We start from the raw sequence: 16,232 nt of genomic DNA on the forward strand, positions 1-16,232 counted from the left end.
TTTTGGGGCAATGTTTTCTTTCTTTTTGAATAGAAAATACATTGATGTAACAAGGGGCTTTCCAATGGAAGGCCCTTTGTCATGTTTGTAAGTAGGCTTCATTGGAGAAGATTGAGAGGAAGAGATTCATTTAGGAGGATGAATGGCATGAGAAAGAAGTGGGCAATTGGTTTCCTAACTTTCGCGTTATCCTTATCGCTTACAGCAAATGTGTTTGCATCAACAGCCTTTGTTGGTGATACACATCATGGTCCTTGGTATTCTGATAGTCTAGAGAATCAGGGGGCATTTGGACCTATGAGTACCACTTCCTCAAAGTTGCGTTGGAATATCTATAAAAATGATCCTAGTAGCTCTGGGGGTCTATGCATGAAGGTACAGCAGCAAAAAGACGGTGTTTGGTATGATACAAAGGATAAAAAATGTGGGATAAACATTACGATTACCCATAGAGCGTACCAAGGTACCCAATACAGGATTAAAGTAACTCCTTCTTTTGGAGGAGCTCAATTTCAAGGTACTGTAGAAGAGATTAGATAGTGTAAGAGAAACTAGCCTTTCCGTTATATGATGAATCGTGTTGCACATGCCGAAGTGAGGGCCTCTATAATGGGGCTCCTTCTTTATGAAAAGGAGAGGTTACTGGTGAGGGGCTTTGCTAGAAGTGGTTCCTTTTTCGTATATATAATAGTATTCATTTGAATGTGTTTTTCCCTGTTGACATTTCTTTTTCTCCTCACTATACTATTAATTAGCTAAGGAAACTAATTGCGGAAGGGGTATTTTTGTGGAAGAACATTCGATTACCATCCCTCCTAACACGAGAGCCCGTTTAGGAGAAGTGCTATTACAGATATCAGACGATGTTCTAGATGCGATAAATGTTACGCTGAAAGAATTCCAGATTTCTGAAAGCAAATTTGCTTTGCTCATGCTACTATTCAATACAAGAGTAGACCAGCCATTACAGCCGTCCGAAATTGCGGATTATCTAGGCATTAGAAGAGCATCTGTAACCAAACAATTAATTTGGTTAGAGGAACATCGGTTGATCACCAGGACCATCATTCCTGAGGATCAGAGAAGGGTTCATGTAACCATAACCGAAGAAGGGTTTCGTCTTTTGAATCTCGCTTTACCACACTACTGGCAGACTTGCGCGAATCTCACTAACAATTTAACAGAAGAAGAGACCGCTCGGTTGCTGGAATTACTAATCAAAATGGATATATAATTTTTTTACCCTATTAGTTAGCTTGACTAATTAAATAAACAAAAGGTGGAGTCTATATGAAAATGACAGGAAACACAATCCTCATTACTGGCGGAGGATCTGGGATCGGGTTGGCTTTTGCAGAACGTTTTATCAAGATGGGGAACAGAGTACTAATCTGCGGCAGACGTGAAGGCGCTCTGCAGAAAGCGAAAGAGCAATTTCCAAGTCTCATTACGTATACATGCGATTTGACAATCGAATCCGAGCGGATCGCATTATTTGATTGGGTCATCACGAATCATCCAGAAGTAAATGTACTAGTCAACAATGCAGGAATCTTACAGCGTTTCAACGTGTTAACAGCAGACGCGAGGGATAATTGGAGCCACTACAATCAAGAAATTACAGCTAATCTGGATGCTCCGATCCATCTTACTATGTTGCTCGCACCATTCTTTGCTAAAAAAGAAGAAGCGACGATTATAAATGTATCATCCGGGCTCGCCTTTACCCCTCTTGCTGTAACTCCGATCTATTCAGCTACTAAAGCGGCGATTCATTCTTTTACCATGAGCCTCAGACGCCAGCTCTCTGATACATCTGTAGAGGTGATTGAAGTCGTTCCACCAGCAGTTGCTACTGATTTAGGAGGAGAATGGCTTCGTACGCATGTAGAGCCATTACATGATTTTGCAGACGGCATTTTCAAAGGATTAGAAGCAGGAGAAGCGGAAATCGGATATAGCACTTCCGCAGAACGTTTGTGTATGTCTCGAGATCAACTAGACGGGTACGCAGAAAAAATGTACCACGCTATGAAAGATTCAATCGCATCGCTATAACAAAAATTACCCCTTCACCTGATTGAAAACGTGTGGAGGGGTAATTTTTTAAACAACGAAAAAAACTCAAATTCATGAGTAGGATCGAAAAGGGAGATAAGCTCTTTGGCTTTCGCCTCCTGTTACTTTATACTAATGATAAGTGATTAAAAATTGAAAATTACGATAGATGGAAAGGAGAAGTGTGATATGTATAAGAGCATGACGACGAATTTGATGGTGGAAAGTGTAGAGGAAACATTGGCTTTTTATCAGGAGATCTTAGGGTTTTCGCTTGTTACATCTGTGCCAAATGATAACGGACAGTTGCAATTTGCTATCCTACAGAAGGACAAGCTTAGTTTAATGATTCAACAACGAGCAAGTCTGACTCAAGAATATCCAATCTTGGAGACGCCAAAGGTACAGCCGTCAGTAAGTCTATATATGGATGTGGATGATTTTGAGCATCTTTATACGGAGCTGCAGGGAAAGTGTAACGTCCTCTATGAACCGCATACAACATTCTACGGGGCAACTGAGTTTGCGATTGCGGATAATAATGGGTATGTGCTTACGTTTGCGAAAGCATAAAGAGAGAGATTCTTCACCTTGTAGATAGGGAAGAATCTCTCTCTTTTGCTAATCATCCATACACTAGGTAGTTTGTGTCTAGAAGCTACTTAATCTTTATATTTTGATACATCCCATACTTTTTTCGAATTTCCATCGTATAGAACTGCTGTCTTGGGTTTGATTTTCTCACCGTTATAGTCAAAGTCTTTATTAGAGTAATTTACAATTACCTTCATATCTTCTCCAAACTCTGTACTTTGGACTAAACGGTCTTGGGATAACGTTTGAAATCGAGTCATTGGCTTGGTAACCGCTTTTTTATGGAACTCAGACCATGTGTTTGTATAGGACGTAATCATATCTTTATTTTTGCTCCATGTATTCTGGTCAAGATGATAGAGCGGTGGAACATTATACAGTAATTCGTTTAGCATTCGGTTTCCAACCTCATTTTTAATTTTGAGGCTTCCCCACTCCCAATGATGGCTTGTAATAACCGAATCATTATAGACTAACTTGTACAAAGGAAGTGAATACACGGGATCGATGTAGATAGATCTATATTGTGATTTAATGGGTACCGACTTGCTGTATCTTTCAGGGATCGAGCCGTCTGGTGACCAGTATGCTCCTACATAATAAGGGCTTGTTTTATTTTCTCGCATATCTGGATCACCCCATTTGATAACAGGTGTTTCGATACCATGTGCATATGAAATGACAGGACTAGCAAAATCATTGCCGCCTTCTGAGCCAATCACCATTTGTTTTTCGTCTCGAATATAGCTCATTCTCTGCAATCTTGCCTTCATATCTTGTTCTTGTGTTGTAATGTGATTTGGCGAATAATCATCAAACACTTCACCTGTCGCATCACAATCGATAAACCAAGAATTAAAGGAAACCCCATTCTTTAAGATTCCTGATACCCGTTGTTTGACACTCGGTAATGATAGAGTTGGATTCAGCTTTCTACCTTTCCCTAAAAACCCACTTTCTTTTTGGCCATTTTTCTTTGTAATGGTTGCCTGTTCGTATAAGTTAGGATCATCAAATGAAGCTGTATTCCAGCCCACATTTTTCTTCTCATGAATCGAGTGATAAGAGTCGTATGGACCTACTAGATATCCAGATTGATTGGCTTTTTGGACTAAATCTGGATTCATTAATCCGTTCGCCCAGTTTTGCAAACCGATCCAAGCCTGTTTGATGCCTGAGCGCTTCATATCTTGGATCATGTCTGTGTCCTTTTTTCCCCATTCTTCGATGTCATCGATGGAATCGGTTAACACACTTTTCAGTAGCTTTTTATTCAATGTGTATAATTCTTGTTCGCTTAAGCGGCTAACACCGTTTTCGATCATTTTCTTTGATTCGTCATCCATATTCTGAAAAACATCTTTGTTGTAAAGTTGCTCAAGTTTCAAGATGGTATTGAGTGAGCGTAAAATCGTATTTTTTTGGGATTGATCCATATAAGTTTGGTTCTTTATTTGACTGATTGTTTTCGTAAATTCAGTAGAACCATCTTGTGTATACTGTTTTAACAGTTGTTCGATCCAAGAAACCAATGGGTCCGTTAACTTTGTTTTTAGCTTCGCCCAATTGATATTCTCTTTGGTGAAGGCAAAGTCATTCCATAGATAAAAATGCGGAGCTCCATACAGTTTTTCAATATTTGGATTTTCTTTTGCCTTCTCTTGGAGTGTTTTAAACTGACCGATTTCTTTTACATAATTTTTATATACCTGAGCGATCTCGACAGGATTGTTTTCTGTTACATATAGGCGGAAACTATATTCCTTCTTTGGATTAATAGAAGGAAACTCATGAACAAAACTAAATTTAATTTTGTCATCGGTTTGGAAGCGAATGGTATCATTAAACATATTCTCTGCGATGTAGACCATCGAGTACTTCTTGTTATTTAGGCCAAAGAATCTCATTGAAAAGCTAGATGAAAACGACATTTCCTTCTCATCTTTGAGGTACTCTTTCCAATTTTTGTCATTATTTGGAATATATTTTCCTTCTCCTAGGGGTAACGTGTAATGATCTGCACTAACTTTTGGCCACTCAAACTCTTTGGCTCCTGTGGATGTTAGCTTAATATCAAGATAGTGATCTTTTTTCTCAATGTTGAAATCCATTTTACTATCTGGATAACTCCATGAGATGGATTGGCCTGTCTTTTTTAGATTCGTCACTTTCTGCTTAGGCAAAGGAAGAGATGCACTTTCTTTCACCCCATCTTTGTTGATAACAATCTCGCCTGTTTCTGGATTTGCATCAAATCCAAAGTCCCGATATTGGAAATTAAAAGGCTGATTAACGTTTGCGCTTACTGTACTATTTTTTGTGTAATAGATGATAACGCTCGTAATAGCAAGTGAAAAGATCAACATAGAGATGATCGAACGTTTTATTTTCTTTTTCATTTTGAAGCCTCCTTCAGTTGATATCACTATAAAGCCTCAATGTGACGCCATTGTTACATACAAGAAAAAGTTTCTATCTAGTTAAAGCTCTTAGTAGTTCTTTGAGTTTTCGTGCCCATAACAAAGAGGACTTGATTCCTCAGATCTACTGGGAATCAAGTCCTCTATTCGTTGTATCAAAGCTTTTTGGGAAATAGATATAAAACTGAATGCTTCCATCTAATAGCCTAATGCCATATTTTAGTTGATGACGTTGTAAGATAGATTGAACAATGGCCAACCCAAGCCCCGTTCCCGATTTATCTTTGTTGCGAGAGAGTTCGTTTACATAAAAAGGCTCCCATATTCTGGCGATGTCCGTTGGATCTTGCAGGCTTGTTTGATTCTCTATTGTGAAGAGGACATCCTCATTTGTTTCATCAAATTTGACTCGAATCGTTGTTCCTTCTGTATATTTGATTGCATTGCTTACTAGATTATTTAACACTTTTTCGATTTTACTGGGATCTGCATATACTTGTATGGCGGGACTTATGGTTGTTTGGACATCAAGATAGATCTGTTTTTGTTGAATTTCAATTTGATGCTTCTCCAAACAAGAGTGAAAGAGTGAGATTAAATCAAACTCCTTCTTTTTTAATTCTTCCCGTTCTACTCTCGAGAATTCTAATAGTTCATCGATCAAAGAGGATACGTTATCGATTTGCCTTAAAATCGTCTGAAGATATGTACCATCGTCCAGCCCATCTTGAATTCCTACAGAGTATGCTTTCATTAAAGCCAAAGGCGTTTTCAGTTCATGCGTGATATCAGACATAAACCGTTTTAGGTTTTGATTTTTCCTTTTCAAGTCATCGTGGGCTGTTTTGAGTTCATCGCTCATTTTGTTGATACTATCGGCTAAGTCTTCAATTTCATCATTGGTTTTTATATCCACTTTTTTGAAATCGAGACGAGAGATGTCTTGTGAAATATCCGTTAAGACCTTCAAAGGGTTTGTAATTTTGCGTGACCATATCCAAACCAAAAAGAGGAGAATGGAAATGGCAAATCCAAAAGTGTAAATCATAAATGAATTAATTACCTCAGCCGCTTCCCGAAAATGAACAATCGAAACACCCACAACAATAAGCAAATTGTCCTTTTCGATCAAACTTGTTGAAAAACTCGACTTTAGCTTTCCTTGATCGTATAACACATATTGATTTTGTCCTTCTTTTACTTTGTGCAAAGTATCCTGGGTGATCCAAAATTTATTTAAATTGATTCGTTTCCGTGCTAGCTGTTCACGCAACTTCCAATTCAGATCTTCTTCATTATCTACTATTTTTTCATATACAATGTTCACACTATACTTCTCTTCCAAATTAGCAATGAGTTCATCCAAATTTGGAGTAGGAGTCGTTTCGATTTCATGCGTTACGGCTTGTAACTCTTTTCTAATCTGGTACTTATAGTAATTGGGTAGAAAGAAATAGTTGGCCAGCATAGAAAGTGAAAAAAGTAACATGATAGAGATGGAAATGGTGATAGCTAGTTTTCTTCCGAGTTTATTCATCCACATTCTCCAAGCTATACCCTAAACCTCGATGCGTTTTAATGAGATTTGAGCCGATCTTTTCTCGTAATCTTCTTACATGTGTATCAACTGTTCGTTCGTCACCTACATAATCCATTCCCCAGACGAGATCTAATAGGTCTTTTCGGGTTAAGATCTTGCCCTTGTTTCGTAGAAAGCAACCGACTAAATCCAGTTCTTTTTTCGTGGCTTGTAGATCTTGCTCTCCTCTATAGATTTTCTTTGCCTGAAAATCAATTTTTATCTCTCCAAGATAGGTTACTTTATCTTCGCTCATTAGTTTTTTCGCTCTCATCAATAGGACTCCAGGATGAAAAGGCTTTTTTATGTAATCATCTGCGCCTATATGTAATGCTGTTAACTCGTCTTCGTCTTCGCTTTTAGCGGTTAGCATGAGAACTTTTACGTTACTATTTTTCTTGATTTCTTTACATACGCTTAAACCGCTCACGTGGGGCATCATCCAGTCTAAAACCACGAGATCAATTTTGTTGCTGTAAAAGAGATCAAGTGCCTGTTCTCCATCTTCAGCGAGAAACACAGGGTATCCTTCACGTTCAAAGTAAGCTTTTAGGATTTTTAGCATGTCTTTTTCATCATCTACGATTAGAACGTTCATTAGTTCCTCCGTTGTATTATTTAGTTTCTAAGAATTGTATCCAAATCTATAAAATGGGATACTACCTAATGTATCCTGTGACGGTTACTAAAAAGGATCATGATATTTCCACGCTTTTCCGTCGTAACCCCTCTCTAGCATTTTACATACAATAATTATAGTTACAATAGATTGAAATCATCTATGTTTGATAGATAATATTTAAAGGTTCAGTATAAATAGATGGAAATTAGGAGGTTTAAATATGTCTCAAGCTAATATCCCTAATATTTCCCCCAACATTCAGATCACTAGAGAAGATGCGATAAATCTGTTGCTGTCCTCTATTGCGTTAGAAGAGCTAGGCTTAAGTCATATTATTAATGCGGAAGGAGAAAAGCTTCAATATGTTCTAGGTACTCTCCCCGGAGTGTCCACCACTTTTCAACCCTCGATTACGGACTTACTTACAATCAATGAAAGTGTTCGTGATACCATTAATATAATCGGGAAGAAAGAGTGGATTTTAAACCAGAAGTTAGAAAACGTTTTAAACACAGACGTTACAAGAGGACCAACGGGACCTCAAGGACCAGCGGGAGTCACTGGGTCATCAGGAGGACCTCCTGGACCTATCGGACCTCAGGGACCACAAGGGAACACAGGTCCACAGGGAGATATCGGACCACAAGGAAATACCGGGCCTCAGGGTAACACAGGGCCTCAAGGACCGACAGGAACTTTTGCTTCAGGTGCTTTCTTAATCGGGGTTCAAGGGAATTCAGGAGCTGACGGAAACGTTCCACTCGGTTTCGGAGATACGCTAAACTTTCTATCCAATACGTTAGACATTACAGTAACCTCCGGTTCTGCCAATGTGAGTTTAGAAGTGCCTACTGGAACGTCTGGGGCTATTGCAGATATCGTTAAAGCAATCGTCGAAGAACTCGGTCTTACTGGACCCCAAGGAGATACGGGTCCCCAAGGAAACACCGGTCCCCAGGGAGACACGGGTCCCCAAGGAAATACTGGACCCCAAGGAGACACCGGTCCCCAAGGAGACACGGGTCCCCAGGGAGACACCGGTCCCCAAGGAGACACGGGTCCCCAGGGAGACACGGGTCCCCAAGGAAACACCGGTCCCCAAGGAAACACCGGTCCCCAAGGAAACACCGGTCCCCAAGGAAACACCGGTCCCCAAGGAGACACGGGTCCCCAAGGAAACACCGGTCCCCAGGGAGACACGGGTCCCCAAGGAAACACCGGTCCCCAAGGAGACACGGGCCCCCAAGGAAATACTGGTCCCCAAGGAGATACGGGTCCTCAAGGAAATACGGGCCCCCAAGGAAATACGGGCCCCCAAGGAAATACGGGTCCACAAGGGGCTACAGGTCCAACAGGGACCTTTACAGATACGCCAGTGATCTATGTAGCGAATGGTGGTTCTAATAGTGTTTCTGTGATAGATGGAAATACAAATACGATAATTGCTACTGTTACAGTGGGAACTAATCCATTCGGGATTGGCGTAAACGCAGTGACAAACCGGATCTATGTAGGGGGGATTCTTTCTAATAATGTCTCTGTTATAAATGGAAATACAAATGTTAGAATTGCTACCATTACAGTAGGAGTTAACCCGTCCGGTATAGGCGTAAACGCAGTGACAAATCGAATTTATGTGGCGAATAGTACTTCTAATAATGTCTCTGTCGTAGATGGAAATACAAATACGATACTCACTACTGTTACAGTGGGGATTAACCCATCAGGTATAGGCGTAAACCCAGGAACCAATCAGATCTATGTAGCGAATTTTCTTTCTCATAATGTCTCAGTGATAAATGGAAATACAAATACTATCCTTGCTACTGTTACAGTGGGAGTGGGTGGTCCACTAGATGTAGGTATAAACCCAGGAACCAATCAGATCTACGTAGCTAATAATCTTACTAATAATGTCTCTGTTATAAATGGAAATGGAAATACTTTAGTCGCTACTGTTACTGTAGGTAATGGTCCAATAGGTGTGGGTGTAAACACGGGGACAAATCTGATCTATGTAGGGAATACTAATACTAATAATGTCTCAGTCATAAATGGAAATACAAATAGGGTACTTGCTACTGTTACAGTGGGGAATGGCCCATTCGGGATTGGCGTAAACCCAGTGACCCATCGGATTTATGTAGCGAATAGTGTTTCTAATAATGTCTCTGTCATAGATGGGACTACAAATACGATACTCACTACCATTACAGTAGGGATTCGACCACAAGGTGTACGCGTAAAATTTTAAATATTTATCTATAGTAGAAATAACCCCTTTAGAGGCTTTTATTCGCTCTCAAGAGGTTATTTCTATGTTGCCACCATCCAATTAACAGCAAAAAAACCTTACTTAGAGTTGTAAAGGATTTTTAAAGGGGTACGGATGTATTATTTCATTTTAGTCATCTGGCGGATCTCCAGCGGATTGTCGTTCAGTCATTAGGTATTGAATTTGTTCATTCATTTCATGTGTTCGTCACCTCTATTATGCCGTAATTGCACACTAATTTGGTAGAATCGTGTAGAGTATTTGGTGTGTTTTGTTAAATCTACTTTCTCGTAAAACTCAGCTAATTTTAGTGTTAACTGATGTTCTTGCGGAAGAAATGAATGCTTTTGTTCGATTTCATAGGCTTGTTCGAATCGATCAAAAGCTTCATCATGCTTGTACTGTTGAAGAAAGCAATCTCCTAGAGGCTCAGGTGACAAGATCATGTGCTATCACCTCCGGAATCGAATTGACAACGATCTAGTGATGCTAGATCGCTTATTTAGTCTAAATATACATTAATTTTAGATGATATAGTATATTGTTTCATTATGATCAACAGCAAAAAACCCTTACTTTAGAGTTGTAAAGGGTTTTATCAGCAAATGAATGTATTATTTCATTTTAGTTATCTGGAGGATCTGCTACCGATTGTCGCTCATTCATTAGATATTGAATTTGTTCGTTGGACTTCACTGGTTCTTCACCTCCGTTATGCCGTAATTGTACACTAATTCGGTAAAATCGTGTAGAGTATTTGGTGTGTTTGGTTAAATCTACTTTCTCGTAAAATTCGGCTAACTTAAGCGATAAATTATGCTCTTGGAGAAGAAAAGAATGCTTTTGTGCGATTTCATAGGCACATTCGAATTGACCCAGAGCTTCATCGTGTTTTAACTGCTGAAGAAGGCAGTCTCCTAAAGCCTCAAGTGATTTGAAAAGTAACAAAGCATCGTTCTCCTTTTTTGCCTTTCCTGCGGCATTTTCTAAGAGTGCTTGTGCGTACTTTGCATCTCCTTCTTTCATATATAACAACCCAAGTTGTATAAGGTTGTGTACAGATAAAATTTTGCGACGAATTTTACTTTCAAACTGTGAAGCGGTCTCAAAGCAGATTTTGGCTTGATCTAAGTTGCCAAGATGGATATAGGCACTGCCTAGTGTGATCCACAGTTCGAAGCTACGGTCAAAGTTTTTATTTCTTCGGGCAATATCAATCCCTTTTACAGCATAGGAGATCGCTATGTCGTATTTGTTTCGTTTTATGTAGAGACTCGATTGCAGTTGATACATGTTTAGAATGATTTCTGTATCTATCTCATTCAAACATTGCCACATTTCCGATAAAGTATCGAATGCATCTTCATTTCGCTCTAGCATTTCTGAGTAAATTGCTTTACTAAGCATAAGCTGCTGATGGAGATATTTTCGGTCGCCATTATCTTGAAAAGAAGTCAGACCATCACTTACAAACTTTAAAGCATTCGAGATGTCACTATTTCGGAAGGAAATACGTGCCAAGCCATAAAAGCTACCTGCCTTAATATTAGAGTGTTCGATTTCAGGATGGTCATGGCAGATGCGTATGGCTCTGTGGTAATAATCTTGAGACTTCGTCCAGTTTTCCTTTTTATAATATGCGTTTCCTGCTAGATACTCTAATGTAGCTAGGTGGGGCAGACACTTCTTTTCTTGAATCGTATTCCGCAAGTTTTTGATCTTTTTCAGAGCTTGGGTAGCATCAACGAAATCAATTTCATTCTCCACTGCGATTAATTGAAGTTCTAATCGCTTCATGATGTGGTCTCTCTGTTTTTTTGTCTCAGACAGTAGCTGAGGGATCTGATCCATGGTGATGTCAATTTTGTCAAATAGGCGGATGATCTTGTCTTTGCTCACTTTTTTCTTGCCGGTTTCGAAGTTGCTGATGGTGGCGATGGATAGACCTTCTTCGGATAGTTCCTCGATTTTATGTCCTAATTCCTCGCGTTTCTCCCGAAATACGTGTCCGAGTCCATTTAACGAATACACGTCCACAGGGCTTCCTCCCTTGATCAAAAAAATTTCTCAAAATATATTTTTCAGTATGAATGGACCGTCAAGCTAGATTTTAGTGAAGCTTGTACAGCCGAAAGTAAAAAAGGGTGTATATTCCTCTGGAATGATGAGAAAACAGAGCTGATTTTTACTAAGAAGCCACATAAATAATTGTTTATTTTACAAATTTGTAAATAATTTAACTATTTAATACAATCGGAGATGAGAGGTTAGTCCTTACTGCGGAGGTGATTATCTCGTAGTTATTCAATTGATCAGGAAGGTGTCGGGATCAGTATTCCACTTAGGCATGTGAGGTTGAAATGAATCTTGGAGTCAGGATCGTGTGGAGAGCTGATCGATGTCTTGGTGTAAGAGGGCCGTCTCGGAAACGGCTTAGTATGAAATGGTTGTGTAAATTATACCACTTTTTGATTAATTGAAAAATAATTATGATCGAATCCGTAGAAAAATAAAGTGTTGAAAGGTGGAATTTAAACATGCCTCTAACTCTTTACTTTTCCGAAGTAAAATGCCGAGATTGTGGTAGGATCGCAATTCGTAAACAATTTCAGTGCCGAAAGCCACAGACAGAGCAAACGTTTATGTGTCCTCTATGTAACGAAGAGAAGGCGCTTTATAAATATGATCGCGTGACGACGGTGGTAGATGATTATGAAATTCAGCGGTACACGATGAATACAAAATATCATCGAAATGTGTGTCTGATTGCAGTCGGAACCATCACGATCAGCCGTTTTAAAAGGAAACTAAGTTCTTGAAAGGAGGATCGAAGTGAACGAAATTCGATTTTGGTATAGCACGACCGAACGAACCCTTCATGTCCTACACATCAAGAGCCAAACCAAGAAAAAGATTACGAGTCCTAAGAAAATCCAAAAATTTTTAGATGTGTACGGTCTTTCTCTCCAGGATTGCGTAGGTGTGTTTGAAGCCTGGGACAAGCTCCGATTGTTTTCTAGGCATCGATTTTTTGGATGGAGAGCGGTGTAAACTCCTTCATTTGATGTATTGTTCAACCCCGTTTACTCCAACGTTCTTGCTACTGCCTTAGATCGCTTTAGTTGGAACGTTTTCATATAGATGAAGATGGTTTTATGTTTTTGTCCTGCATCACCACTCAAATCAAAAAAAGGGGGAGTCACATGAACAGAGTAGATCAAGCATTTCAACATATAGATCGTGACGAGTTTGTACTCAGGGAAGATGGAAGACAAGTCACACAAAGTACAGCCAACTTTGCAATCCGAAAGGGACTGGAAATGTTAGACGTGCAAGAAGGAGATCATGTCCTCGAAATCGGGACTGGCTCAGGGTTTAGCGGAGCACTGCTTTCCCAATTAGTTGGCATAAGAGGATCTGTCGTCTCTGTTGATATTGAACCAGAGTTGACCAAGAGGGCACGAGAATTGTGTAAGAGAAACAACATCCATAACACTCTTTTTATAACCGGAGATGGAAGAAACGGCTATGATTCACAAAAGCCTTATGATCGCATTATTGCTTGGACGACCCCACCTGCTTTTCCAGCGGCTTGGAAGGAGCAGATACGTGAAAATGGCATTATTGTTGCTCCCTTTCAAGTTCTTCCTATGGCGCGAGGTACGGTTACGGTTCGAATAAGAAATAAAAATGGACTGTTACATGGGGAAGCGGTTAGTGGAGATGGGTATATCATGATGTATTCTGAACCCGTCAAGGATATAAATCTTTCTGGAGAGAAGATACATGCAAGTTTGGTAGGTGACGAAGATCACCCAGTTTGGGCGAGTTCCGAATGGATGGAAAAGGGAGTTTCCAATCAAGAGTGGACCGAAATATTCTATCGCTCACAGCTAGAAACATCCCCATTTGAAGAAAGCGGAAGAGATATTCGTGCCTATCTACTAGGTACAAATCCAGACGGCTTCACATATGCCTTTCACCCTGATTACGGATATTGGGTAGGTTACAGCAGTCCAGACGGCTTTGCCCTTGTTTGCGATCATGAGCCAAATCAGTGGATGATCTCAGATCAGGAGCATGCTGATGTTCTGAAGAGTTGGTGGAACGATTGGAATGATATCGGATGCCCTAGTTATGAACAGTTACAGCCTTTTTTTGTAGGGAATAAAGTGAAGGTGAAATTGAAAGGAGGTGTGTAATGTGGAATATCAAGCTCCAGAAGTAATTGAAATCGGCTCTTTCGAAGAGATGACATTGGGCAGAAAGTATGCTGATACAGCTGATGAAAACGCGTATCAACACTAAATGGAGTGGGGACAGATCCGTCCCCTCCTATTTATTCTAGGAAGGAATGATGCTAGTGTTCCTTAGTACTTACAAGGTGGATGGGTTGTCCATGGAACTGATAACGGACCCAACCATTCATTACCACGATCGCGATGCAGAATGTTATTTTATTGGGGAAATGTTATCGAATGAGGAAGAGTCATATCGTGCCTTTCGACATTTTGTATCCCATAGAAGTCCAAGGTTTATCCTATCACTTCGCGGAAATTATCAATCCATTATACGCATATCTAACCAACTATGGATATTTGCTGATCTAGGGAATGTACGACCAATCTATTATGCAAAACAGAAAGAACAGTTACTAGTTTCTTCTCATCTTTCGATTATCCACCAAAAAGTGAATTCTGAACTACATATTCCTTGGCTTCGTCGATACTTACTTACAGGTGGAACGCATATCGAGTCAGAATCCCCATATGAAGCAATTAATATGATTTCTGGTGGATTTGGGCTTCGATATAAAGGAGACAAAGTTCATGTCTTCCAAGCATGGGATGTGGATGAAGAACCTTCACTATCTTGGGAGATGGCGCAGGATCAATTAAAGAACGAATTAACCCAATCCGTACTACTAAGATGTAGGAATAAGCACATTACTAGTGATTTAAGTGGTGGATTGGATTCATCTACTCTTACATGGATTGCATCTAAAGGAAATCAGGTCAAATCTATCACCATTGTAGGGAAAGAAGAGGATGAAGACTGTATAATAGCAAAGGAAATCGTACAAAAGCAAAGTAATATTGAGCAAACTGTTATTTCCCAGGATGAAATCCCTCTGATCTATTCAAATATCGACAAAGTAAGGGCTGATGCTCCTATTCCCTTTCTATGGTCCGCCAATAAAGTGAAGGCGAAGCTATTATGGGCAAAGCAGAATCAATCGGATATTCACTTCAGTGGGGAAGGTGGAGATACGGTTCTAGGAGCAGATCACACGTACTTGGTGGACTTAATTCATCGAAGAAAGTGGAAGACTTTTTTATCTCATGCAAAAGGATGGGCAGAGGTTAAAAAGCAATCTCCTTTTAGTTGGATTAGGGGTTCTATCCAGCTTGCCCTTCGACTTCCATTCACGCCTAAAGAAAGACATCCTCTCTCTCCAATGAGTAACCATCCTGAATGGCTTCCTTTTTCCACAGCATTTCCAAAAGAAAATTATTCGATCTATCAAGGTGTATCCAACACGATTCATGGCATTCAGTATTTGGGGCACATTTCGCATGGGTTAAAAGACTTATCGGAGCAGGAGCAAGTGAATATTTGTTTTCCATACGTAGATCATAATGTGATTAGGGTTTGTATGCGGACTTCATCGGAAAAGAAAATGAATCCCTATGAATTGAAGCCACTACTGAAGAGAGCATTTCAGCATGACCTTCCCGAGTGTCTTCTAACTCGTAATACGAAAGGTAATTATACTTCCGATGTCTACTATGGAATGAGGCAGCAGTTTTCGTGGTTTCAAGAAAACTTTCAACAAATGATTTTAGCTGAAATGGGATTAGTAGACATTCAGAAATTCCAAGAGTGTTTCCATAGGCTATCTATGGGCGTACCGGTAAGGCTTCCGGAGTTTCATCAGACACTATCATTAGAAATGTGGTTACGCCAAACGAAAAAAGCTCAAGACAGAGGAGGGACTGAGCAGGATGCAGTTTTCAATTCCTGAACATATTCAACTAACCGAAATAGAGGGGAGATGGGTTTTATTAGATTGTCGAGCGAATCGCTTTTTCGCTATTAATAAAACAGGGGCAGAATTTCTGGAACAAGTCAATCTTTGTGGCGAAATAGAGTTGGCTATCCATCATATAAGTAGAGCTTACGAGATTCCATTTGAAAGAGCAAAGAATGATATGGAACAGTTTATCCGTAATCTTAGTGAGAAAGAGTTGATATTTGGATTATGATAAGAGGATGGATTTGTCTGGTTATCGCGATATTTCTCATTCGTACTAGAAGTGTCGAGCAATTAAAGCCATTTCTTCGTAAAAGAAAAGATAAGTGTAAAGAGATATGTTCTCTAGATGAAGTGGAGCAGGCTTTCGTTAAAATTGAACAGGCAAAACGCTTGTTTCTCTCTCGAACGGCTTGTTTAGAGGAATCGCTTGCTCTATTTTTATATGTAACATCTAAGAGGAAATCAGTAGATTGGTTAATCGGTGTAAGGCTTGCGCCCTTTGCTTCACATGCGTGGATCGAAGTGGATGGTCAGAGGACAGACGGGGAAGCAGAGACGTATAAAAAGATATTGGTGATTTAAATCAATATATCAATAAAATAAAAGTGCAATAGGGAGTAAATCCTTATTACACTTTTTTACGTGCT

General features: G+C 39.7%; 17 protein-coding genes. 12 read left to right on the top strand and 5 right to left on the bottom strand.

All coding sequences use genetic code 11. The annotated features are described in order from the left end of the window. Positions 1-147 precede the first annotated feature (147 nt). From J2Z48_RS03685 to J2Z48_RS03700, 4 genes are all read left to right on the top strand, one after another. Positions 148-540 carry a hypothetical protein gene (locus J2Z48_RS03685; RefSeq protein ID WP_307251183.1) on the top strand — a complete coding sequence of 131 codons (393 nt, stop codon included), beginning with the start codon at positions 148-150 and terminating at the stop codon, positions 538-540. Positions 541-787: 247 nt separating this feature from the next. After that, positions 788-1,234 (top strand): MarR family winged helix-turn-helix transcriptional regulator, encoded by a 447-nt coding sequence (locus J2Z48_RS03690; RefSeq protein WP_307251185.1) that lies wholly within the window; start codon positions 788-790, stop codon positions 1,232-1,234. 56 nt (positions 1,235-1,290) lie between these two features. Continuing rightward, positions 1,291-2,058, top strand: a complete 768-nt coding sequence (locus J2Z48_RS03695; protein WP_307251187.1) for an SDR family oxidoreductase — start codon at positions 1,291-1,293, stop codon at positions 2,056-2,058. 189 nt (positions 2,059-2,247) lie between these two features. Continuing rightward, a complete protein-coding gene (locus J2Z48_RS03700; RefSeq protein WP_307251188.1) occupies positions 2,248-2,631 on the top strand; it encodes a VOC family protein in 384 nt (127 codons plus the stop codon). An 89-nt stretch (positions 2,632-2,720) separates the two neighbouring features. Here the strand turns inward: J2Z48_RS03700 and J2Z48_RS03705 are convergent, their stop codons facing one another. The 3 genes from J2Z48_RS03705 to J2Z48_RS03715 all read right to left on the bottom strand — a co-directional run bounded on the left by J2Z48_RS03705 (position 2,721) and on the right by J2Z48_RS03715 (position 7,249). Beyond that, positions 2,721-5,051: a glycoside hydrolase gene (locus tag J2Z48_RS03705; protein ID WP_307251189.1), complete on the bottom strand. Its 2,331-nt coding sequence runs from the start codon at positions 5,049-5,051 to the stop codon at positions 2,721-2,723. Positions 5,052-5,196: 145 nt separating this feature from the next. Beyond that, positions 5,197-6,609 carry a sensor histidine kinase gene (locus J2Z48_RS03710; RefSeq protein ID WP_307251190.1) on the bottom strand — a complete coding sequence of 471 codons (1,413 nt, stop codon included), beginning with the start codon at positions 6,607-6,609 and terminating at the stop codon, positions 5,197-5,199. Beyond that, entirely contained in the window at positions 6,602-7,249 is a 648-nt protein-coding gene (locus J2Z48_RS03715) for a response regulator transcription factor (RefSeq protein WP_307251192.1), read from the bottom strand. Before J2Z48_RS03715 ends, J2Z48_RS03710 begins: the two co-directional genes overlap by 8 nt. A gap of 244 nt (positions 7,250-7,493) precedes the next feature. Here J2Z48_RS03715 and J2Z48_RS03720 point away from each other — a divergent pair, with 244 nt between their 5' ends. Next, positions 7,494-9,527 (top strand): alpha-helical endospore appendage domain-containing protein, encoded by a 2,034-nt coding sequence (locus J2Z48_RS03720; protein WP_307251194.1) that lies wholly within the window; start codon positions 7,494-7,496, stop codon positions 9,525-9,527. 212 nt (positions 9,528-9,739) lie between these two features. Here J2Z48_RS03720 and J2Z48_RS03725 read toward each other — a convergent pair whose 3' ends face one another. Next, positions 9,740-9,994: a hypothetical protein gene (locus J2Z48_RS03725; RefSeq protein WP_307251195.1), complete on the bottom strand. Its 255-nt coding sequence runs from the start codon at positions 9,992-9,994 to the stop codon at positions 9,740-9,742. 178 nt (positions 9,995-10,172) lie between these two features. Further along, the gene (locus J2Z48_RS03730; protein WP_307251197.1) at positions 10,173-11,585 is read right to left on the bottom strand and encodes a helix-turn-helix domain-containing protein; all 1,413 of its coding nucleotides are present in this window, start codon (positions 11,583-11,585) and stop codon (positions 10,173-10,175) included. A gap of 500 nt (positions 11,586-12,085) precedes the next feature. Here J2Z48_RS03730 and J2Z48_RS03735 point away from each other — a divergent pair, with 500 nt between their 5' ends. The 7 genes from J2Z48_RS03735 (at position 12,086) to J2Z48_RS03765 (ending at position 16,167) form a co-directional block, all read left to right on the top strand. Continuing rightward, positions 12,086-12,367 carry a hypothetical protein gene (locus J2Z48_RS03735; protein ID WP_307251200.1) on the top strand — a complete coding sequence of 94 codons (282 nt, stop codon included), beginning with the start codon at positions 12,086-12,088 and terminating at the stop codon, positions 12,365-12,367. A 13-nt stretch (positions 12,368-12,380) separates the two neighbouring features. Then, a complete protein-coding gene (locus J2Z48_RS03740) occupies positions 12,381-12,599 on the top strand; it encodes a hypothetical protein (protein WP_307251201.1) in 219 nt (72 codons plus the stop codon). A gap of 104 nt (positions 12,600-12,703) precedes the next feature. After that, a complete protein-coding gene (locus tag J2Z48_RS03745) occupies positions 12,704-13,750 on the top strand; it encodes a protein-L-isoaspartate O-methyltransferase family protein (protein WP_307251429.1) in 1,047 nt (348 codons plus the stop codon). Position 13,751: 1 nt separating this feature from the next. Continuing rightward, positions 13,752-13,856, top strand: a complete 105-nt coding sequence (locus J2Z48_RS03750; protein ID WP_307251203.1) for a lasso RiPP family leader peptide-containing protein — start codon at positions 13,752-13,754, stop codon at positions 13,854-13,856. 91 nt (positions 13,857-13,947) lie between these two features. Continuing rightward, complete coding sequence (locus J2Z48_RS03755) at positions 13,948-15,573, top strand: asparagine synthase-related protein (protein ID WP_307251204.1); 1,626 nt, start codon at positions 13,948-13,950, stop codon at positions 15,571-15,573. Next, complete coding sequence (locus J2Z48_RS03760) at positions 15,554-15,814, top strand: PqqD family peptide modification chaperone (protein WP_307251205.1); 261 nt, start codon at positions 15,554-15,556, stop codon at positions 15,812-15,814. The genes J2Z48_RS03755 and J2Z48_RS03760 overlap by 20 nt, the downstream gene beginning before the upstream one ends. Then, a complete protein-coding gene (locus J2Z48_RS03765; RefSeq protein WP_307251208.1) occupies positions 15,811-16,167 on the top strand; it encodes a lasso peptide biosynthesis B2 protein in 357 nt (118 codons plus the stop codon). Before J2Z48_RS03760 ends, J2Z48_RS03765 begins: the two co-directional genes overlap by 4 nt. Positions 16,168-16,232: the final 65 nt, after the last annotated feature.

This window comes from Croceifilum oryzae (genome assembly GCF_030814315.1).
GTDB lineage: Bacteria > Bacillota > Bacilli > Thermoactinomycetales > Thermoactinomycetaceae > Baia > Baia oryzae.